Genomic DNA, 21,308 nt, shown 5'->3' with positions numbered 1-21,308 from the left:
CTTAAAAACCTTTGCAGGGACCCCATAATTAGGCTAAAATGGTGCTCAAAAGGAGGGAAAGATGCCCCTAGTAGGATTAAAGGTAAGTCTTTTGGAGATGAGTGAGGACCCCCTCTCTTTGCTCTATGTGGCCTATCGCCAGTGTTACTCTTCCCGCTGGGCAGGGGATATGTGGGAGGAGGATATAAGCGAGGGGCGCAAGGCCACCTTTATCAGGGAGATGATGGTTTCTGGCCACGATAGCCCCCTGGAACATGTAAAGTTCACCTTTGCCATCGAAGGGATCTCCAGGGCCTTGACCCATCAGCTGGTGAGATACAGGATAGCCTCTTACTCCCAGCAGAGCCAAAGGTATGTGGACATGGAGCGATTTAACTACATTGTTCCACCCTCTATCGCAGAGGATGAGGTCCTTCGAAAAGAGTTCTTGCGGCTCATGGACGATATCCAACGGGGTTATCTGACCCTGGTGGCTGGGTTTAAGGAGAAGGGGATCGTAGGGGAAAAGGCCTATGAAGATGCGAGATTCGTCCTCCCCCAGGCCGTGGAAACCAAGATCGTGGTCACCATGAACTGCAGGGAATTATTACATTTCTTTGCCCAGAGGTGCTGCCAGCGGGCACAGTGGGAGATACGGGCATTGGCGAACAAGATGTTGGAGATATGCCGCAAGGAGTTGCCCCCTGTATTTGAGAATGGAGGTGCGAAGTGCGAGCGTCTGGGGTATTGCCCAGAGGGAAAGTTCAGCTGCGGTAGATTCCCTCTCAAGGAGGAGGTCATCGGTAAAGAGGTGTAATAAACGTAATATATGAGTCAAAAGCTAACCGCTCGTTCTCTTTTTAATTCGCTGATAAACATCTTTTCGATTAATAATACCCAGAATAAGAATATCATCAGCGGATATTTTATAAACAATTCGATATTCTCCTACCCTCAATTTCCAGTACCCTTTAAGTGTTTTTCGTAATGGTTTACCATAAAGCTCTGGTCTAGTTGCGAGGCGTTCTTCAATAGCTCTTTTTATCATAGCCCTGTTCTTCTTGTCGATCTTTGGTAGATCGACTTTTTTAACATCACGATGGTAAAGAGTTCTGAAAGCCATCGCCTTTTTTCAGAAGTAGAGCTCTAAGACCAGACCTCTTCATGTGTAAGGGCCGCAGATTCATCCCATGATTCCTCTCTTTCTTCAGCAAAAGCGGCCAGGTAAAGGTCTTCCTGTAGCTCAAGGGCCTCTTTTAGGAGGTTTCTCACCTCTGTAGATAGGGATACGCCATCCTTTTCAGCTAGAAATCTAACGTCTTGGTAGATATGCTCGTCAAGTACCACATTGATACGAGGATTTTTTGAAGGCATATTGTTTTCCTCCTTCAGTAGTTTTCTAAGTGTAACACAAGTGATGCACCACGTCAATGTGAAATTTGCAATAGATGAAAAGGAAAGGTGTTGCGGCTCTTAAGTGAAAAAGGGAAAGCCTCTATCCTCTAAAGATATGGACCGCTGATCTTACGGAATTCCGTCGGCCTGGGGTGTTTGGCCAAGTCCATGATAGGAGAGGGGTTTATTTTTTCTTGGCCACAGCCTTATGTTTTTCGTAACCAAATCGTTCATCCCTTGTGAAGGTACCCTCTTTTAATTTAATTCCAAACCCCTTCTCCAGGGCGCCCAAGATTGCCTCTCGAAATTCCTCGTCGGTGGGCCGCCTCCCCAACTCCTCCTGGATCGAGGTCAAGGGCTCTAAGACCTTGTCCTTTACCTCTGGTGGAACCCAGATGACGGAAAAGAAGTCCGAGGGGTCAAAAGGGGCAAGGAAACAGATGATATTTAAGATATATAAGCCTTCGATTTCGGAGAAATAAAAACCCGCCAGCTTCCTTCCCCCTATCCGCAGGCTTCCCCTGTGCTTATACCATATCTCTTTCAATCCCAACTCCCACAACCCCTGTACTAAGGCATCCCCTATCTTCCTATAGGCATCATCTAGGTCCTTGAAGATACCCTTGGATAACACCCCCTGGAGGAAGAGCGTGGATTCAGGATCGGCAAAGGTCAGGTTGCGCTCCCCGGTAGTGATGATGTATTGCAAATGGGGAAGTTCTGGTCGGATCTCATTGATAAGGGGGACTGCGCTGTTAAGGGTGATGATAGCCTTGGCCGCGCAATCTTTAAGAATGTAAAGTATCTCACCACCTTTGTGCATTGTATTAAAGGGGACCGCTATTGCGCCCAGCTTCTGGCATGCAAAGAAAGAATAGACAAACTCCGGTGTATTGGGGAGCATGAGGGCCACCCTGTCCCCTCCCTCTATACCGAGACCCTTCAGGCCATTTGCAAGCCGATTTACGTTCTTGTTGAGCTCCTCAAAGCTTATGGCCTTTCCCTCATAGAGGAGGGCGGCCTTTTTGGGATACTCCTTGGCCCTTTCCTCTAGAAGTCTTCCTAAATTCATCCCCTCTCTATGACCCTCATGTCTTTATATCCCTGCCGCAGCTCCCTTCTCACTACCTTGCCGGTGGCACTCTTAGGCAGGCCTTCCGTAAACTCTATCTCATCAGGCACCTTATAGGGGGCCAGTTTCATCCTGCAGTATCCGATGATCTCCGCAGGGGTTATCTCCTCCCCCTCAACAGGGACTATAAAGCCCTTTATGGCCTCCTCCCTCCCCTCCTTTTCCTTCTGGCCCACTACGGCTGCCTCCTTCACCTTAGGATGGGAGCACAAGAGCTCCTCTATCTCCGCCGGGGAGATGTTGAATCCTGCTTTTATGATGATATCCTTCTTTCTCTCGGTGATATAGAGGTATCCCTCCTCGTCTTGATATCCTATATCGCCTGTGCACAACCACCCATCTCTCAAGACCTCTTGGGTCTCCTCCGGGAGGTTATAATACCCATTCATCACCACCTTGCCCTTTACGAGGACCTCCCCTGCCTTGTGAGGAGACAACGCATTCCCCTGGTCATCCCCTATCTTTATCTGCACGCCCTTAACTGATATACCCACAGATCCTGGTTTTGTCTTTTCCCGAGGGTTTACTGCCACGGCGGCCGTGGTCTCGGTAAGACCATACCCCTCGGTGATATCGACCCCGAAGGCCTCCTTGAAGGCCTGGATAACATTTACGGGCAAGGGAGCAGCCCCAGATATGCAGTATTTTAGAGAGGGCTGGGCGAAGGACCTCTTCTTGGCGGCAAGCAAGAGGTGATGGTATTGAGTGGGGATGGCGATGAGGATGGAGACCTTTTCCTTACCCATCCGCTTCAGGAACTGGCGTGGGGAGTATTGGGGGAATAAGACCGAGCCGCACCCTCGAAAGAGGGAGACCACCAGACCTATGGCCAGACCATAGATATGGAAAAAGGGGACCAAGGTGGCGAATCTATCCCCCTCAGTGGTGGTTATGATCTCTGAGGTCGCCTCGCACTCGGCCAGGAAGTTGCCGTGGGTGAGCATTACCCCCTTGGGATTTCCCGTAGTGCCAGAGGTATAGATGAGGGCTGCGGTCTCATCAGGTGGGTTATCCACTGGGGTGAACTTGTCCTTTGCCTTAAGCATCAGCTCCTGAAGAGAGATCGTCTCTGCCGGGCGCATACCCCCACGCCCTCCTCTGGGCTGCACGGCGATCTCTATTTCCTCGCTTTCTGCTTCCTCCCTGTCTACCACCACCTCCGCACCAGCTAAAATTCCTTTTTTCTTAACCCGTTGAATGATTATCGTCTCCGGTATGGGTTTTGAGGTGAGGATATAGCGCCCCGCTATTCTGGCCTCAGCCACGGCCGCTGGCAGGGCCAGCAGGTCTGCTACCTCTCCCTCGCTATTATTGATCAGCCTCCATTCCATCAGGCCTTTTCCTTTAAGAATTCCTCCACCTCATCGAAGAATATCCTCTCGACTTGGTCCGAGGGTTTAGGGGTCAAGAGGCTGACTACTATGTAGATGAGGGTGTTGATAATAAAGGAGAGGATTATGGCATCCGTGAAATGGCAGATAAACCCTACAATCAAAAGGGCCGTTCCTGCAAGGACCCCTGCGATAGCCCCCTGTTTTGTACCCCTTTTCCAGAGGATCCCACCCGCAAGGCACGGTGCCCACTGGGCAAACCCGGGCACGGCCACGTGCGTGAGATAGAGGGCCAGGGCCATGGGGTTCCAGACGGCTATCCCCAAGGATAAGATGATCAGACCTATGACCGCGAACTTTGTCCAGGTGATGAGTTGTTTATCAGTGGCATCGGGCTTAAAGAATCCGTGGATCAGATCCCTGGAGACCAGGATAGCCGATGTCATTAGCTGTATAGCGGCGGTAGAGAGGGCAGCAGCGACGACCCCCATGAGGGCAAAGGCTGAGAACCAGCCGGGGAGATATTTGGTGATGATCACCTGAACAATATTGTCCGCCGCCTTGCCACTAGCCACAGGGACCAGGGTCCCATCCATGTGGCTTATGGCAGGGGCCACGAGAGAACCCCAAAGGAAGGGGATGGTGTAAAAGCCTATCCCTCCAGCCGCTATACCCAATAGGGGAAGCCATTTAAAAATGGACTTGTCCCTCACGGTTAAGGCTCCCATTACGATATGGGGCCAGGAAAAGGCCATAAATCCAGTGATGAATACGCCCACGATAACCGGATGGGTAAAGAGGGGTTCACCCACCACCTTTGGTCCTGGGGCGTAGAGGAGTTTTGGCCCCTTGGCGGCGAGGATCTGGACGGCTTGAGGAAGGCCGTGGGGGAAAACTATATGTATTATCCATAAGAGGGAACCCAAAAAGGTAGTAGTATAGATGATGCCGAGAAGGATATTGGTCCAGGCGGTCATCCTCATCCCCCCCAAGAGGATGATGAAGATCAAGAGGATTGTCGTATAGATGATCCCTATTGCCGGATGAAATCCTGCAAAGGCCTTAAACCCCAATCCCACACCCAAGGACTCCAGACCGATATAGGGGATGATGGAGGCGAGCAGGACAAGGGCCAGGACGAAGCGCAGGGTATTTGATTCATATCTTTTGGAAAGGATCTCTACAGGGGAGAGGAAGTGGTTGAGCTTGGCCACCGCCCACAACCTGGGCCCCAAAAACATATAGAGCGATACAAACCCCACCACACACCCCCACACAAAGTAGACAAAGGAGGGGCCATGGCGATATAAAAATCCGGGATATCCGTAGAAGGTCCAGGCGCTTGATATGCCAAAGAGGGTGAGGAAGAACATCACTATGATCCCGATCCCCCTGCCGGCCAGCATGTAGTCTTCCGCGGTCTTGGCGGAGATCCTGTAGCCGTAGACAGCCATCCAGAGGACCGCGATCCCGAACAGACCCAAGATAACTATGGACATGGCGCCTCCTTTTAATCTCTGAAGGGCCAGTATCTAAAGAAATAGATGAGATAGGCAACGAGCCAAACGAGGACGAAGATAATACCAGCGAGAAAGGGTGGGGGCAACCAGCCGAAGAAGATATGGGGCTCAAAGAAATACCTGGGGACCCAGAGCATAGCTATTATTGATAGCAACAGGATAGTGAGAAAGATCCGGCCTGAGTTATGTTTGAATATCTCCCTCATATTCCATTCCCTTTTTGAGCCCTTATTAAACAGTGGTTATATATTTTTGTCAAGGAGGAGTTGGGTGGGAAATCATGAAATTTGCTCCCTCGGGTAATTTCTTGAAGGCCCTTCATAATTCCGTTATATCGGCAAGTGGAGCCACTGGAAGACCCCGATCATCTTCAGCCCCATGTAGAACATGACGATGATGAAGATGAGTTTGAGTTGCTTGGCGGGAAGCAAATGGGCCGTCCTGGATTGGGTGAGGGGATACCCGGCACCCCCCAACCGTTTGTAATGTAACCGATTAAACCACCGATGCTGGTATGGTGGCGCCGATGATGGCGCCGATGAGTCCGCAGATGCCCAGCACAAAGGCCGCCTTCCACCACACCGCCCCCTTTCTATGATGGCCCATGGAGCCGCTCATTGCCGTGGGCAGCACCACAAAGAGGTTGGTACCAAAGGCCACCTTGATGGCGGTACCCGGCTCTACACCCATGGATACATAGATCCAGTACTGGACCGGTATCATGATGAAACAACCGCCGATTCCCAGAAGGCCACTGGCAAAACCTACGCCTAAGCCGGTTACCAGCAAGGCCAATACATGGTTAAACCCCATCTTTCCTTACCTCCTTATCTAAGGCCTGAAGAGTTTTGGGACGGTGAGGAAATTCGGGGAACCGAGCACACCCTTACTGCCTTTTTCAATGCTTCTTTGTCTTTTCTTACCGTATCATTGTCCTCCAAGAGCCCCTTTATCAGCTCGAGTACAGATCCAGCATAAGGGTTAAAGGCAGCAGGCTGAAGGCTATAATGCACCCATTTCCCCTCTCTCCTCCCCATTACAAGTCCTGCCCGCTTGAGGATGTTCATGTGTCGGGAGATAGTGGACTGGGGCATCTCCAGGACTTGCATCATCTCGCAGACACAGACCTCCCTTTCGCCGAGGAGCTTCAAGATCCTGAACCTCGTCTCATCGGAGAGGGCCTTGAATATCTCCTGTAGTTGATGCATGGAAATTATATTAATTAGCATATCCACATTTGTCAATATATAAATTTATTTTTAATGACCTAAGCTTACCTTCTCGGCATTATCGAAAATCGCCTGAATGGGACTGCAGGCAATGCTTGACAAGAAAGTATATGCTATGATTAAATATTATAATTCAGAGATCTATTTTTATAATCGGTGAAGGGAGCGGGTTAAATGAAAAGGACTTATCAACCCAGTAATATCAGCAGAAAGAGGACACACGGATTTTTGCAGAGGATGAGCACAAAAGGGGGAAGAAGGATATTGAAACGCAGAAGGGCTAAGGGGAGGAAGAGGTTGACAGTATAAAAATGCCCCAACAAGGCAAAGGCGAGGGTCTGCGCAAAGAAGAAAGATTGAGAAAGAAAAGAGATTTCCAACGTATTGCTAAAGAGGGCAACAGGAGGAATACAAAAAATTTTCTGATCATCGCGAGGGGAAACGATTGGGGATTTTCCAGAGTTGGGGCAGTGGCAAGCAAAAAGATGGGCACGGCCGTGGAGAGAAACAGGGTGAAGAGGTTGATAAGGGAATTCTTCCGGAGGAATAAGGATATGTTACCCCCTTCCACTGACTATGTAATCGTGGGGAAAAAGGGGGCTCAGGATTTAAAGTATGACCAGGTGGTGGAGGAATTACGCTCCCTTTTGGAGCTGCGAAAGGAGGATGGCCGAAGGAGTGGAGAAGGTTTCCTTTAGGAGGCATATCTGGAGGGATTTGGCCATAGGGATCATCAAGGCATATAAGATTTTCATATCCCCCCTACTTGGCCCCTCTTGCCGTTTCTATCCATCTTGTTCCAGTTATGCCATTGAGGCTATCAGGGTTTATGGATTGTGGCGTGGCATCCTTCTTTCCGCCAAGAGGATTCTCAAATGTCACCCCTTACACCCTGGCGGTTATGATCCCGTAAAATAGCCCTTGGTGTCGATGATATTCTAGGAGGTTGGCATAATGAACCAGCGGTTGATCATTGCTATGATCCTTGCCATATTGGTGTTGTTCCTCTATCAAGGATTGGTTGACCAGAAGACGAAGAAAAAGGTTCCCAGTAAGGAGGGGGCCAAGGTTGAGCAACAAGTGGAGGAGCGAAGGTTCGAGCCTAAGGAAGAGGTGGCCAAGGCTGTCACAAGGCCCAGGCTGCCCTTAAAGAAGGTCTCCTGTCAAGATGTAGTGGTGGATACTCCCCTGTATACAGCTACCTTCACTACCTATGGGGGGCGGCTGAAGAGCTGGAAGCTGAAGGGATATAAGGACCGGGTCCCTATGCACCCCCTGGGAAGGTACGTGCAGAACTTGGTGAGGGGGGTCCTTGGACGAAAAAAGGTGGAGAAAACCCCTGCTAAACCGGTAGATATCGTGAACACCACGGCCCTGGATGAGTTACCTCTGGGGATCAGGTTTAGAAGGGGGGGGATTGGATACGACGAGGGGATACCCTTTGTTTCCTCCTCAAAAGGAATAAAATTGAGACACGAAGGAGAGGAAGGGGTACTCACCTTGCACTGGAGGTCCCCTGCGGGGGAGCAGATCGAAAAGAGGTTTAAATTTTACGCCGGTAGCTACAGGTTGGATATGGAAGTAGTGGTCTCCAACTCTGTCAACCCGGGTTTAGTCAAAGACACGCTGGAGCTGGAATGGATAGGTAAGGTTGAAAAAAAGAAGGGATATTATGGGTTCTTTGGCCCTATCTATTATACTGATGGTGGCTTGGAAAAGATCAAGCCGAAGAAGATAAAAGGAGAGGGAAAGGCCGTCAAGGAGATGGAGTGGTTTGCCTATAACGAAGACTATTTCATCTCCCTGATCTATCCGTCGATTAAGGGGACAAGACTGATATTAAGCCGTGTCCCTGAAGATGTCATCCACAATGTCCTCCTCACCCCCATGGATATCAGGCCAGGGGAGAAGGGGATGGTATCCTACACCCTCTTTCTGGGGCCAAAGCTTTCTCACCTTCTCTCGCAGATAGCTCCTACGGCGAAGAAGGCCGTTGATTATGGTTGGTTTAGCATTATAGCAGTTCCTATCCTGAAGATCCTCAGCTTCACCAACAAATTTACGGGCAACTATGGTCTGGATATCATCATTCTGGCCTTGTTTCTTAAGATTCTCTTCACCCCCCTTACCCACAAAAGCCAGGAGTCGATGAAAGAGATGCAGAAGTTGCAGCCAGAGATAAAGAAATTACAACAGAAATATAAAAACGATAAACAGCGTTTAAATAAGGAAATTATGGAAATGTATAAAAGGCGCAAGGTGAATCCCTTCAGCGGGTGCTTCCCCATGCTCCTGCAATTGCCGGTATTTTTTGCCCTCTATCGGGCATTTCTGAACTCTATAGAGCTCAGGCATTCCCCCTTTATCTGGTGGATAAGAGACCTGGCAGATAAAGACCCTACCTATATTGCACCATTGCTCATGGGGGGAACAATGTACTTACAACAAAAGATGACTACTGCACCCACCGCAGACCCTGCCCAGTCTAAGATGATGTCCCTCATGCCCATCTTCTTTACCTTTATCTTTCTAAACTTTCCCTCTGGGCTGGTCTTGTATTGGCTGGTGACCAATGTCCTTACTATCGGACACCAATTTTACATAAACAGGAAGAAGTAAGGAGGCGGCAAGATGTTGATAGAAAAAGAGGCCAGGAACGCCGAGGAGGCCATCGAGGAGATATGCAAGGAACTAGGAAAAAAGAGGGAAGAACTGGAGTTTGAGGTCATCGAGGAGAAGTCCCGTGGGATATTCGGTTTAATAGGGAATAAAAAGGTGAAGGTGAGGGCGAGACCAAAAGGGCCCCAGGAGGCAGAGGATGAGGACCTCAACTATGCGAAGATGGTCTTGGAAAGGATCATTGCGGGCATCAACGTACCTGCCCAGGTAGAGGGAAGAGTGGAAGGGGGGAGGATCTATTTAAACATCAAGGGAGACGGAAGTGGCCTGTTGATCGGGCGGCATGGCAAGACCTTGGATGCCATCCAATATATGGTGGAGAGGATCGTGGCTAAAGGCCTAGGGGAGAGGAAGATAGTAGTTGTAGATACAGAACAGTACCGCGAGAGAAGAAATGAAGCCCTAGAACGATTGGCGCTGCGCATGGGGGAGAAGGTCAAAAGCGCGGGGAGGGCGGTCAGTTTGCAGCCCATGAACCCAAGAGACAGGAGGGTAGTGCATCTTGCCTTGAAAGATTACAGCGAGGTAGAGACCAGAAGTGAGGGGGAGGGGGAGATGAAAAGTATAAAGATAATCCCCCGGCCAAGGGGCGCTAAGTGAATGTTCCACGTGAAACACTGACCTGAATTAGGGGTTTGCCCGCATACCTCAGAGGTCAAGACCCTTTGAAGGCTCCGAAAGCTATATAATCTTAAGGATCTTATCCCATTTAGTTGGTGGAATTGAACGTATTCAAGTGGTTAACCTTCAAGAAGAAGCAATTTTAAAAGTCCTTTTGGAGAATGTTTCAGGGAGATGAGAATGACACCATTGCCGCTATAGCCACTCCTTATGGAGAGAGCGGTATCGGCATTGTGCGGATAAGCGGTCCGGATGCGAAGAGGATCGCGGAGAGGATCTTCCAGCCGCGGAGAGGTTCGTCAGTCCTCAAATCCCACCAAATTCGCTACGGGGAGATCGTAGATCCCAAAGAAGGGAGGACCATCGATGAGGTCCTCCTTACCTTTATGGCCCTCCCAAAGACATATACTAGGCAAGATGTGGTGGAGATCAACTGCCATGGGGGGTTTTTGGTCATACAACGGGTCCTGGAGGTGGTTTTGCGAGAGGGGGCCAGGGAGGCCCTTCCAGGGGAGTTCACCAAGAGGGCCTTTCTTGCGGAGAGGATAGACCTTGCGCAGGCCGAAGCCGTCCTGGACATCATCCAGGCCAAGACCGAGGAGGGGCTGCGGCTGGCCAGAGAACAACTTCGGGGGAGGCTCTCCCAAGAGGTAAAGGGGCTGAGGGAGGAGCTTGTGGGGGTCCTCGTCCCCATCGAGGCGTATATAGATTTTCCTGAGGAGGATATAGACCCCCCCTCTATAGAGGAAGTAACGGAGGGGCTTCATCGCATCTTGGCCAAGTTAGATGGGTTGATAGGGGCCTATGAGGAAGGGGAGATCTACCGGGATGGGGTGAAGGTGGCCATAGTGGGGAAGACCAATGTGGGAAAGTCAACCCTTCTGAACCAGTTGCTAGAGAGGAGGCGAGCCATCGTCACTACAATCCCCGGGACCACCACCGATGTCATCGAAGAGGTCATAAACCTATCGGGGGTCCTTATCAGGCTTATGGATATGGCCGGATTAAGGGAGCCAAGGGATGAGGTGGAGCAGGAGGGGGTGAAGCTCGCCAAGGAGAAACTGTCCGAGGCTCATCTAATCCTCCTTGTGGTGGACAGGAGCCGTCCCCTGGACGAGGAGGACCGAGGGATCTTCAGGGAAGCGAAGGGGAGAAAGGCCGTTGTTGTTCTCAATAAGATAGATCTTCCCCATCGTCTTTCTGAGGAGGAGGTAAGAAAGGAAGCGGAGATAAAGGATATTTATCCCATATCCGCCCTGAGGGGGGATGGGATCGAGAGGTTAAGGAGGGGGATGGTAGATGCCATCGTGAAGGGGAGGGTGAGGAGGGGGGCAGGGGAGCTGGTCCCCGTGAACTTGCGCCACAAGAGGGTCTTAGAGAGGGCAAAGGAGGCCCTTAAGGAGGTCCTGGAGGGGCAAGGGATACCATGGGACATTACCGCCATCGAAATCAAAAGGGTCCTCGGCATCCTGGGAGAGATTGTGGGGGAGACGACCCCTGAGGAGGTCTTAGGGGCGATCTTTTCCCGATTCTGCGTCGGGAAGTAGGGCTAAAAAAGATATAGAGAGAAACACCAAGGATACTAGCCATAATGAGGTTTTTTGAAAGTAAATGTTTTTGATTTTTCTCCAAAAAAGTTGCTAAAAAGGGTCCAAGGATTCATCTCATAGGGTTCCAGGGGGCTAGGGGCCAATAGATACAGGGTTCCAGGGGTCCAGTGGTCGAGTGAAATACACTAGAACCCTAGGATCCTGGAATCCTTGAACCCTGCTTGAAGGTTGACCCCTTGCATCCTTTCAATTCCACCAACTAAATTGAAGAAGATCCATATTTTTAAACACTCTCTATCTCCAAAATCTTGCATAAGGCGTAATACCCCACCATGGGCATAAAATCTCTCTTGACAAATCGGAGAGGTTAATATAATAAATTGCATTTAATGACTAAAGGCAACAAAATTAATCGGAAAAGGGGCCTTTGAACAAATCAAAAAAATTTTAAAAGGAGGTTAAAAAATGGCGTACGATCCCACAAAACTTGCCGATTGGCAAATTGCAGAGGATGCAGAGAAGAAGATGCCAACCCCAGAGGAGTGGCGCGAAAGGCTGAACCTGCAAAGGGATGAAATCATACCTTACGCGAGACTCTGTAGGCTCGATTTTCTGAAGATCATCGAACGGCTCAAGGACAAACCGGACGGCAAGTACATTGAGGTAACCGCCATAACCCCCACGCCATTGGGTGAGGGTAAAACAACGACCACGATGGGTATCCTGGAGGGTATGGGCAAGCGTGGCAAGAATGTCGGAGGGGCCATTCGTCAGCCCTCTGGCGGTCCTACCATGAACATCAAGGGGACAGCTGCTGGTGGGGGGAACGCCCTCTGGATTCCTATGACAGAATTTTCCATGGGCCTCACTGGAGACATCAACGACATCACCAATGCCCACAACCTGGCCATGGTAGCACTGACCGCCAGGATGCAACATGAGCGCAATTACGATGACGAGGAATTGATCAAGCGCAGCGGGATGCGCCGCCTGGACATTGACCCCACCAGGGTGGAGATGGGCTGGGTCATGGACTTCTGTGCCCAGAGCCTCAGGAACATCGTCATAGGCCTCGGTGGTCGCATGGACGGCTTTGCCATGCAGTCCAAGTTCGGTATCACCGTGAGCTCTGAACTCATGGCCATGCTCTCCATTGTCAGGGACCTGGCAGACCTGCGCGAGAGGATGGATAACATTACCGTAGCCTTTGACAAGAAGGGCAATATCGTCACCACCGGCGACCTCGAGGTGGGAGGTGCCATGACCGCCTGGATGCGCAACACCATCAACCCCACCCTGGGCTGCACCGTGGAGTATCAGCCTTGCATGGTGCACGCTGGCCCCTTTGCCAACATCGCTGTGGGTCAGTCCTCCATCATCGCCGACCGTGTTGGTCTGAAGCTGTTTGACTACCATGTTACTGAGAGCGGCTTTGGCGCAGATATCGGCTTTGAGAAGTTCTGGAACGTCAAGTGTCGCTACAGCGGTCTCACGCCGCATGTGTCGGTCCTCACCACCACCATCAGGGCCTTGAAGATGCATGGCGGTGGCCCCAAGGTGGTGGCTGGTCTGCCCATACCTGATTCCTACGCCAAGGAGGATCTGGGGCTATTGGAAAAGGGCATTTCTAACATGCTGCACCACATCAAGATCATCAAGACATCAGGCATCAACCCGGTGGTGTGCATCAATGCCTTCCATACCGACACCAAGGAAGAGATCGCCATGGTCCGAAAGGCAGCCGAGGGGGCCGGGGCACGCTGCGCGGTCAGCGAACACTGGCTCAAGGGCGGCGATGGCGCCTTGGAGTTGGCCGATGCAGTGATGGAAGCCTGCGAAGATACGAACGATTTTAAGTTCCTCTATCCCGTGGAAATGAAGCTGCGGGAGCGGGTCGATAAGATCGCCAAGGTGGTCTATGGAGCTGACGGGGTGTCGTGGACCCCTGATGCCGAGGCCAAGGCCAAGATGCTTGAGAGCGATTCCAAATATGATGACTACGCCACTATGATGGTGAAGACCCACCTGAGCCTGACACACGATCCAGCTATTAAGGGCACCCCCAAAGGATGGACCCTGCCTATCCGCGACGTGTTGATCTATTCCGGGGCCAAGTTCCTCTGCCCGTGCGCCGGGACCATCAGCCTGATGCCAGGTACTTCCTCTAGTCCTGCCTTCCGCAAGGTTGATGTGGATGTAGAGACCGGCTTAGTTCAAGGGCTTTTCTAAGAGAGGCGAAAAAACATCCGTTCATAAGGCCAGGCAAATGCCTGGCCTTTTTTTGTCGGAGCGTGGTTAATATAGTAAAATTATAAAAAAAGAAAGGGAAATTTTCAACTGCAAAGTCACGCCCGATCTCCAGCGACAGTAATTCCAAGAAGTTACGTCATTGGAGGGTAGCCGACTTTGGGAAAGGGGCCAAATTAGACTAAAATAACTGACAAAAATTGTCACATAGACTCCAAGGTCAACCTCACCTCACCGCAGAAAACCAGTGCTATCAAGGACTTACCAAAACCATATCTTAGCACAAATTTTGCACCAAAGTTGTCATGGATATAACCGAGCACATAGAGGTAATCAAAAATTATTCAAGGAGGTTGCCGAGATGAACGTGTACAGGGGCATAATCTTAGGGATGATGGGTATGTTCTATGGATTTTTGGTCTTTTTGTTCTTTTTGTAAGATGGCGTATAATCCATTTCATATCTGAGGTCAGCCTGTTGACATTGGACAAAGTAGATATCCTGCCTATCATAGGATTAAGAGGCAAAATAAGACCGTAACATATATTATTAGTTTTAAACCCCTTTACAACCCCCCTTAAAGGCCCTATACTAGCTTCTAGCCCCTTGCAATTTAGCGAGATATTATCATGAAAAAGATGGGTCTTATAACCATGGGGGTGGCGGCTCTATTGCTCGCCTGTGCCACGGTGTCCACATACCCCATCCACCTCCGCTATGTCCCCGAAAAGGAGCCTCCCCAAGTAAGCACAGAGCTCAGGGGGAAGGTGATCACCGTAACCACCTTTGGGGATAACAGGGGGGTGGCCGATTTGAGGACCATCGGCACGAGGGTGGACTCTGAGGGTAAAGAAACTCCTTTTGTCTCGTCACGAGAGGCCCCCTCAGCCAACGTCACCAAGGCCTTTAAGACATATCTCTTCAAAAAGGGGTATACAGTTCGAGGGGAGACCCCCGGCTGGGGTCTGGATTCTCAGACCATAAGCCCTGAGTGGGGGGGCTGGGTTATCGGTGGCTCACTAGAGGAGCTCTCTGTCGAGGTGAAGAGCTATGTGAGGACCTTCTATGAATGCAAACTCAAACTCAGGGTGGTGGTTGCCGATGTAAAGGAGAAGAAAGTCAGATATAACCAGACAATAGAGCTCTCCTCTTCTTATAAGACGGTGACATTTCGCCTGAAAACCGCCGAGAGGATGATCAACAAGCTACTCGCCGAGGCCATAGAAAGGACGTTGGTTGACCTCGAAAAGGGGTAATCTTGGTCATCACCAATCGCCTCTACGACGGCCTCGCGCACCTCTGATTCCCTTTTTGTCACCCTGCCTCTGTCCCTTGCAATAATTGCCAGAATATGTTAACTAGATTTCTAAAATTATTAGCACGGTTCAATGATCCAATTCTTTCAGGTCTACAAGACATACCCGGGGAATATCGAGGCCCTGGCCGAAATTAGCTTCAGGATAGAAAAGGGTGAATTCGTCTTCATCACCGGACCCAGTGGGGCGGGTAAGACGACGCTGTTGAAATTGATCATCCGGACTGAGAGGCCTGACCGGGGGGAGATCTTGGTCAACGGAAGGAATGTGGCCAGGCTCAAAAACTCCCAGATCCACCTTTTACGCAGGGAGATTGGCTTTGTCTTTCAAGACTTCAAGCTGTTAAGCCACAAGACCGTCTATGGAAACATCTCACTGCTCTTGGAGACCCTGGGGTACAAGAAGCAGGAGATCTCGAAGAGGGTCAGACAGGTCTTGAGGTTGGTGGGGCTGGAGGAGAGGGTGGTGAAGCAAACCCCCTTTAAGCTCTCCGGGGGGGAACAACAGAGGGTGGCCATAGCTCGGGCCCTGGTCAATACTCCCTCCATCCTCATGGCGGATGAGCCCACCGGGAATTTAGATCCTGGGCTCACGGTGGAGATAATAGACCTTTTGGAGAAGGTCAACTACTTGGGGACGACGGTGGTGGTGGCGACCCACGATACAAACCTGGTAGCCAAGTATAAAAAGAGGGCCCTGCCCCTTTACAGAGGAAGACTGGTGGGGTGAGGAGGAAGGATGGGCACCTCTTATTTCATCCGAAGGGCCTTGGGGGATATGAAGGAGAATGGTCCCGCCCACTTCATGAGTATAGGGACCATCGCTACCTCCTTTTTTCTCTTTGGATCTTTTCTGCTCCTGTTCCTCAATTTCGACTTCTTTCTGGAGACCTGGGAGAAGAAGGTACAAATTATTCTCTATCTAAAAGATGGGGTAAGCGAAAAAAGGGCTCTTCAGCTCAAGACAGACCTGCAAAAGGAAGATGGCATAAGAGAGGTGAGGTATATCTCTAAACGGAAGGCCATGGAGTCCTTTAAGCGGGATCTCGCTGGCTATGGGGGGGTGCTGGAGGGGGTGAAGGAGAAGATCTTCCCGGCCTCTTTGGAGGTCGAATTGGGTGAATCCTTAAGGACCCCTGAGCGAATACGGTCCTTGTCCACGAAATTAAATAGGATAAAAGAGGTAGAAGAGGCCCAATACGGAGGTGTTTGGTTGGAAAGGCTCTCCCTCTTTCTCTACATCCTCAGGTGGGGGGCATGGATCCTGGGGGGAATTCTGGTAATCATCATTGTCTCGGTCACAGCTAACACCGTTCGCCTCACACTCTATAATAAAAGGGAGGAGATCGAGATCATGAGGCTGGTGGGGGTGGCGGAGGCCTTTGTCAAATCCCCCTTCTACCTGGAGGGGGGGCTACAGGGGCTCTTGGGGGCCGGGGGTTCCCTCCTGCTGCTCTTTTTTCTGTTCCATCTCTTTTCCCTCAAGGTATCTCCCTATTTGAGCCTCTATTTCGGCCAGCTGCGCCTGAGTTTTCTCCCCCCTGACTTGATTGTCGGGATCCTGGGGGTGGGGATGGCCTCGGGTCTGCTGGGAGGGCTCCTCGCCTTGAGGAAAGCGGCGGGGGTTTAGGGTATGAAGGTCCTTCTTTTTGTGCCCATCATCGCTGTGCTCCTCTCCTGCCCTTCTTGGGGCAAAGGGGTGAAGGAGCTGGAAAAGACCATCCAGAAGAAAAAGGGAGATCTTACGGAGGTCCAAAAACAGCTACAAGAAAAGAAGAAGAAGGCCCGTAAGAAGTGGTGGGAGGAAAGGAAGATCACAGATGCCCTCGATGAGATCGGGCGCAGGCTGAATCGTAAGAAGAGAGAGCTCAGAAAACTGAACACAGAGATGAAGGTGCTGGGGAAAAAGGTGGCCCAACATGAAGGTGAGATAGCGAGATTGGAAAGACTCCTGGCGGCCTTGGAAGAGAGATTTACATCCAGGGTGAGGGCCATGTATAAACTCCATCGGGTGGGTGTGGTGAGGGTTCTCTTCTCTGCTGAGGGTTACAGCGACGCCCTGAGAAGGTATAAGCTCTTTCGCCTGATCGTGGAGAGTGATCTGCGACTTCTGCAGGCATATCAGAGGGCCATCGGAGAGAGGGAAGGAAGAAAGAAGGAATTGATACAGGAAAGGGGGGACCTGCTGAGGAAAAAGAGGGAGATAGAGGCCAAAAAAAAGGAAATAGAGAGGGAAAAGCGGAAAAGGTCCAAAATGTTGGCCGCCGTAAAGGCCGAAAGGCGGGCCTATCAGAAGGCCATTGCTGAGTTGAAGGAAAGTGAGAAGGACCTGCGCTCCCTGATCGAAAAGTTGAAGCTAAAGGCCGCCTCCTTAAAAGGGGCTGGTTTTAAGGCCCTGCGGGGAAAGCTTCTCCCCCCTGTTAGAGGAATCCCCTTTTCCCCGCAGGGAAGGAAAAAGGGAATAGGGATCAAGGCCCCGGAGGGAGCGGAGATACAGGCGGTCTTCAACGGTAAGGTAGCCTATGCCTCTTGGTTCAAGGGATATGGGAATCTGATGATCATCGACCATGGAGATGGGTACTACACCATTTCTGCCCATGCCTCTCGCCTTCTGAAGAAGGTGGGGGAGGAGGTAAAGATGGGCGAGGTGGTGGCCTTGGTGGGGAGCACAGGATCCATAGAAGGCCCCATGCTCTATTTTGAGATCAGACACCACGGCAGGTCTGAGGATCCTTTAAAGTGGCTGGCCTTCTCCCACAAGGGGAGGTCAAAGAAGAAATGAAGAAATGGAGGGAGATATGTTCAAGAACAAAAAGATAGGTTGGTTGATACTCCTCTGCTTTGTATTCGGCCTTCTTGTAGGTGGCCTCTATGTCCACAAGGTCTCGGCCTTGTCCAACAAGACCTACGAAATGCTGAGGATCTTCACCGAGGTCTTGGAGATCGTCAAGAAGAACTACGTGGAGGAGGTAAAGACAGAAGACCTCATCAGTGGAGCGATAGAGGGGATGCTGAACAGCCTCGATCCCCACTCCGCCTACCTCACCCCTGATATGTACCGGGAACTCCAATTGGAGACAAAAGGGAGCTTTGGGGGGTTGGGAATAGAGATCGCCGTAAAGGATAGGATCCTGACGGTCATCGCCCCTATTGAGGACACCCCAGCCCACCGGGCGGGGATTAAGGCAGGGGATAAGATCTTGAAGATAGAGGGGCACTCGACCAAGGGGTTGAGCCTTATGGAGTGTGTGAAGAGGCTGAGGGGTCCCAAGGGGACCCAGGTTACCATCACCATTATGCGAGAGGGGTTCACTAAGCCCAAAGATTTCACCATCATGAGGGATATCATCAAGATCAAGAGTGTAAAGTTCAAGACCTTGGAGAAGGGATATGGGTACCTCCGGATATTGCAGTTTCAGGAACAGACCACTGCTGATGTCAGAAAGGCCCTGGAGGCCTTGAAAAAGGAAAACCCAGAGGGGATAAACGGTATGATCCTGGATCTGAGGAACAACCCCGGAGGTCTTCTGGATCAGGCGGTGGAAGTGGCAGATTTCTTTCTGGACCAAGGGGTGATCGTCACCATCAAGGGGCGAGGAGACCCGGAGAAGATGGTCTTTAAGGCCCACAAGGAGGGGACCTTACCTCCTTGGCCAGTAGTCGTCCTGGTGAACCAAGGCAGTGCCAGCGCCTCGGAGATCGTGGCCGGGGCCCTCCAGGATTATGGGCGGGCGGTGATCTTGGGGACCAAGACCTTTGGCAAGGGCTCTGTGCAGACCATCATCCCTCTGGGAGACAGCTCTGGCATTAGGTTGACCACCGCCCTTTATTATACCCCCAGCAATCGTTCTATCCAAGATAAAGGGATCCAACCAGATATCCCCCTGGCCAAGGAGGTATCTCACGGGGAGATAAAAAAGGAACGCAAGGAAGATCACCAATTGAACAGGGCCTTGGAGCACCTTAAGGGGCTGAGGATCTTTCAGAAATTCCTCGGTTCTGCGGTGAGATAAGCGGAAGTGGCCGACAAAAGGGGCAACAGGAAGGGAAGAACTACTCCCCCTAAGGCAAGCACCAGTCGAAGGTCCACCGTCAAAAAGAGGTCCCCTTCTACGAGAAAAAAAAAGAAGGGCAGAAAAATCCCCATCTGGTTAGTGGTCCTTTTATGCATGGGGGCTGTTCTGGGGATCACCCTGTATTATCTGCACCTGAGACCCCCCCCCACCCCTTTCCCTCAGAGGGTGAGGGTGGTGGATCAGGTGCTGCTTGCCCAGTTTTATCAGTTGGAGATCCCCCGCAACGATATCCACAAGTGGGGGGAAGCGCGAAGGAGGGAGGGAAAGGCCTGGACCCTATCCTACTGGGAGGTAATTTTGCCCCAAGGGGCCGGGCCGGAAAAGTTCACCTCCCAGCTGGTGCAGAAGATAAAGGAGGTCTGCCCAGAGGTCACCCTAACCAGGGCGAGGGCCCCGGACGGCGCTTGGGGGATAGAGCTAAGGACCGATGGCCTCTTGACCCACCACCTGATCCTCCGTCCCCCAAAATTGAAGCCACCTAAACCTATACCTCTGCGGCACCGTATAGTCATTGTGGTGGACGATCTAGGGCTGGACAAAAAGGCCGCCGAGGAGTTTTTGCGTCTGGATGTCCCCCTGACCTTCTCCATCTTACCCTTGCGTTCCTTTTCCCGCCGCATCGCCCAAAGGGCCCATGCCCAGGGCAGGGAGGTCATCCTTCATCTGCCCATGGAGCCACGTGGATATCCTTTAAAGGACCCAGGAGAAGGGGCCCTCTTTGTCTCCATGGGCGAAAAAGAGCTCTTGCGCCAGTTGAGAGAGGATCTAGAAGCGATCCCTTACATCAGGGGGGTAGACAACCATATGGGCTCTCGGTTCATGGAACATGGGGAAAAGGTGAGGTTGGTGCTGCAAGAATTGAAAAAAAGAGACCTCTTCTTTCTTGATAGCCTCACCACATCCAAGAGCAAGGGCTATCGGATCGCCCAAGAGATGGCCCTGAAGGTGGGCAAAAGAGACCTCTTCTTGGACAACGAAGCCAATGTGAAGGATATCGAAGCCCAATTGAAAAGGTTGATCCGAATCGCTCAGACCCACGGCAAGGCCATCGGGATATGCCACCCCCACCCCGCTACCATCACCGCCCTCAAGGAGGTGATTCCCAAGCTACAGGCAGAGGGGGTGGAAATTGTCCCCCTTTCCCAGATTTTGGATTAGTCAACCATTTTGCCGCGAAAATACTGTACGGTAAATTGAGTCCCTGTGCCATTTCGGCCCTTATGTGGTTTCAGGTCTACTTCAGGGGGCAAGGCCCCCTGAAACCCCCAATAAGGTATTTCCTTTCTTCTTCCTGAGTCATGAACGTGGAAGTCTTAAAGGAATAGTAAAGTTTCTATCAATCCATCTTTTTAAAAACCATCAACCATTCTACTTCAATTAACCCTGCTGTATAATTACGTTTTGGTGTAAGTCCCCTTGACTTTGTGAGGTAATAATTAAGGTTCGACGATGAATCTTTCCCTTTTTTCATAATGTTCGACTGCTGATTTCTAGAGGGCTATTACATCTTTGAAGCTTCGATAGAAGAAAGAATTTTTTAACGATTGATAAGGGTTTGTGTTTATTCTCTTGTTGAATTGGTTTTCTTTAAAAGTTGGTGCAACAAAATAAAAACTGACCTTGAAGTCTTGCAATTGATAAGCACGATGTAATGCCTTTGTAAAATCAGTGCTTTTCTCTACATCAAAGGTATGTTTTGGGGCTATTGCCAATGCCCGTTTTTTAAACCAAATAACATCTATCTCCTTTGCAACATCTATTACTTCTTTTGAAGAAAACACAGGAAGCTCGTCTAAGGACGTTAGGGCTGAAAGTCTTTTGTCGTTGAATAGTTCGTTTGGATCGGCAGTATATGTTGAAAAATTATAAATATTTCCTAACCCTATCAACATTCCTTCAATTTGACCATGCCTTGTTTCATCTGGAATATTTTTAAGGATTTCCTTTTCGCTTCTGCCACTCTTAATTTCTTCATAAATTGTCGGAATAACCCTACTGTCGCTCAGACTATAAATGCCAAGTCCAGTTCTTCTTAACTTTCCTTTTATTCTTACAAAGCGTCTTAAGAAGGCCCTTATAATCTTTCTCCAATCCTTATCTATGGGTACTTTTTTAATTGTAGGAATTGTTTGATATAATTCTTTTAACGTGGCTGAACCCCCACATTTTTCAATTGCTGTTAGTATTGCATTTTCCCACATAAGACCGGCATTTCGTCTTTGCATAACAAACTC

Annotated in this window: 22 protein-coding genes and 1 pseudogene; 14 read left to right on the top strand and 9 right to left on the bottom strand. The window is 50.4% G+C overall.

Annotation, left to right across the window (positions count from 1 at the left end):
• The first annotated feature begins 61 nt into the window (after positions 1-61).
• Positions 62-796 carry an FAD-dependent thymidylate synthase gene (locus JRI46_02000; GenBank protein MBW2038359.1) on the top strand — a complete coding sequence of 245 codons (735 nt, stop codon included), beginning with the start codon at positions 62-64 and terminating at the stop codon, positions 794-796.
• A gap of 24 nt (positions 797-820) precedes the next feature.
• Here the strand turns inward: JRI46_02000 and JRI46_01995 are convergent, their stop codons facing one another.
• From JRI46_01995 to JRI46_01960, 8 genes and pseudogenes are all read right to left on the bottom strand, one after another.
• On the bottom strand, positions 821-1,102 hold the full coding sequence (locus JRI46_01995; protein ID MBW2038358.1) for a type II toxin-antitoxin system RelE/ParE family toxin: 282 nt from the start codon (positions 1,100-1,102) through the stop codon (positions 821-823).
• 23 nt (positions 1,103-1,125) lie between these two features.
• Positions 1,126-1,353 carry a toxin-antitoxin system, antitoxin component gene (locus JRI46_01990; protein ID MBW2038357.1) on the bottom strand — a complete coding sequence of 76 codons (228 nt, stop codon included), beginning with the start codon at positions 1,351-1,353 and terminating at the stop codon, positions 1,126-1,128.
• Between the two features lie 205 nt (positions 1,354-1,558).
• On the bottom strand, positions 1,559-2,446 hold the full coding sequence (locus JRI46_01985; GenBank protein ID MBW2038356.1) for an AMP-binding protein: 888 nt from the start codon (positions 2,444-2,446) through the stop codon (positions 1,559-1,561).
• On the bottom strand, positions 2,443-3,837 hold the full coding sequence (locus tag JRI46_01980) for an AMP-binding protein (protein MBW2038355.1): 1,395 nt from the start codon (positions 3,835-3,837) through the stop codon (positions 2,443-2,445). The genes JRI46_01985 and JRI46_01980 overlap by 4 nt, the downstream gene beginning before the upstream one ends.
• A complete protein-coding gene (locus JRI46_01975) occupies positions 3,837-5,336 on the bottom strand; it encodes a sodium:solute symporter family protein (GenBank protein ID MBW2038354.1) in 1,500 nt (499 codons plus the stop codon). Before JRI46_01975 ends, JRI46_01980 begins: the two co-directional genes overlap by 1 nt.
• Before the next feature lie 11 nt (positions 5,337-5,347).
• Positions 5,348-5,563, bottom strand: coding sequence for a hypothetical protein (locus tag JRI46_01970; GenBank protein MBW2038353.1), 216 nt, complete (start codon positions 5,561-5,563; stop codon positions 5,348-5,350).
• A 123-nt stretch (positions 5,564-5,686) separates the two neighbouring features.
• Positions 5,687-6,170: pseudogene (locus JRI46_01965) on the bottom strand (sulfite exporter TauE/SafE family protein).
• 14 nt (positions 6,171-6,184) lie between these two features.
• Positions 6,185-6,586 (bottom strand): metalloregulator ArsR/SmtB family transcription factor, encoded by a 402-nt coding sequence (locus tag JRI46_01960; GenBank protein ID MBW2038352.1) that lies wholly within the window; start codon positions 6,584-6,586, stop codon positions 6,185-6,187.
• 174 nt (positions 6,587-6,760) lie between these two features.
• Between JRI46_01960 and rpmH the strand changes: the two genes are divergently transcribed.
• From rpmH to JRI46_01895, 13 genes are all read left to right on the top strand, one after another.
• Positions 6,761-6,895 carry a 50S ribosomal protein L34 gene (gene rpmH / locus JRI46_01955; protein MBW2038351.1) on the top strand — a complete coding sequence of 45 codons (135 nt, stop codon included), beginning with the start codon at positions 6,761-6,763 and terminating at the stop codon, positions 6,893-6,895.
• A gap of 2 nt (positions 6,896-6,897) precedes the next feature.
• Entirely contained in the window at positions 6,898-7,284 is a 387-nt protein-coding gene (rnpA, locus tag JRI46_01950; protein ID MBW2038350.1) for a ribonuclease P protein component, read from the top strand.
• Positions 7,253-7,504, top strand: coding sequence for a membrane protein insertion efficiency factor YidD (gene yidD, locus JRI46_01945; GenBank protein ID MBW2038349.1), 252 nt, complete (start codon positions 7,253-7,255; stop codon positions 7,502-7,504). Before rnpA ends, yidD begins: the two co-directional genes overlap by 32 nt.
• A gap of 36 nt (positions 7,505-7,540) precedes the next feature.
• Positions 7,541-9,205, top strand: coding sequence for a membrane protein insertase YidC (yidC, locus tag JRI46_01940; protein ID MBW2038348.1), 1,665 nt, complete (start codon positions 7,541-7,543; stop codon positions 9,203-9,205).
• 12 nt (positions 9,206-9,217) lie between these two features.
• A complete protein-coding gene (locus tag JRI46_01935; GenBank protein ID MBW2038347.1) occupies positions 9,218-9,865 on the top strand; it encodes a Jag N-terminal domain-containing protein in 648 nt (215 codons plus the stop codon).
• Between the two features lie 182 nt (positions 9,866-10,047).
• On the top strand, positions 10,048-11,433 hold the full coding sequence (mnmE, locus tag JRI46_01930) for a tRNA uridine-5-carboxymethylaminomethyl(34) synthesis GTPase MnmE (GenBank protein ID MBW2038346.1): 1,386 nt from the start codon (positions 10,048-10,050) through the stop codon (positions 11,431-11,433).
• A gap of 468 nt (positions 11,434-11,901) precedes the next feature.
• Entirely contained in the window at positions 11,902-13,665 is a 1,764-nt protein-coding gene (locus JRI46_01925) for a formate--tetrahydrofolate ligase (protein MBW2038345.1), read from the top strand.
• Between the two features lie 647 nt (positions 13,666-14,312).
• Complete coding sequence (locus JRI46_01920) at positions 14,313-14,939, top strand: hypothetical protein (GenBank protein ID MBW2038344.1); 627 nt, start codon at positions 14,313-14,315, stop codon at positions 14,937-14,939.
• Between the two features lie 132 nt (positions 14,940-15,071).
• On the top strand, positions 15,072-15,728 hold the full coding sequence (gene ftsE / locus JRI46_01915) for a cell division ATP-binding protein FtsE (protein MBW2038343.1): 657 nt from the start codon (positions 15,072-15,074) through the stop codon (positions 15,726-15,728).
• A gap of 9 nt (positions 15,729-15,737) precedes the next feature.
• A complete protein-coding gene (locus JRI46_01910) occupies positions 15,738-16,628 on the top strand; it encodes a hypothetical protein (GenBank protein MBW2038342.1) in 891 nt (296 codons plus the stop codon).
• 3 nt (positions 16,629-16,631) lie between these two features.
• Positions 16,632-17,780 carry a peptidoglycan DD-metalloendopeptidase family protein gene (locus JRI46_01905; GenBank protein MBW2038341.1) on the top strand — a complete coding sequence of 383 codons (1,149 nt, stop codon included), beginning with the start codon at positions 16,632-16,634 and terminating at the stop codon, positions 17,778-17,780.
• A 16-nt stretch (positions 17,781-17,796) separates the two neighbouring features.
• Positions 17,797-19,011, top strand: coding sequence for a S41 family peptidase (locus JRI46_01900; GenBank protein MBW2038340.1), 1,215 nt, complete (start codon positions 17,797-17,799; stop codon positions 19,009-19,011).
• Between the two features lie 6 nt (positions 19,012-19,017).
• Positions 19,018-20,232, top strand: coding sequence for a divergent polysaccharide deacetylase family protein (locus JRI46_01895; protein ID MBW2038339.1), 1,215 nt, complete (start codon positions 19,018-19,020; stop codon positions 20,230-20,232).
• A 332-nt stretch (positions 20,233-20,564) separates the two neighbouring features.
• Here the strand turns inward: JRI46_01895 and JRI46_01890 are convergent, their stop codons facing one another.
• Positions 20,565-21,299, bottom strand: a complete 735-nt coding sequence (locus tag JRI46_01890) for a hypothetical protein (protein ID MBW2038338.1) — start codon at positions 21,297-21,299, stop codon at positions 20,565-20,567.
• Between the last annotated feature and the right edge of the window lie 9 nt (positions 21,300-21,308).

It is taken from the genome of Deltaproteobacteria bacterium, assembly GCA_019308925.1.
Lineage (GTDB): Bacteria > Desulfobacterota > B13-G15 > B13-G15 > RBG-16-54-18 > JAFDHG01.
The sequence above is the reverse complement of the archived record's forward strand: the minus strand, read 5'-3'. Positions and strand labels throughout refer to the sequence as shown.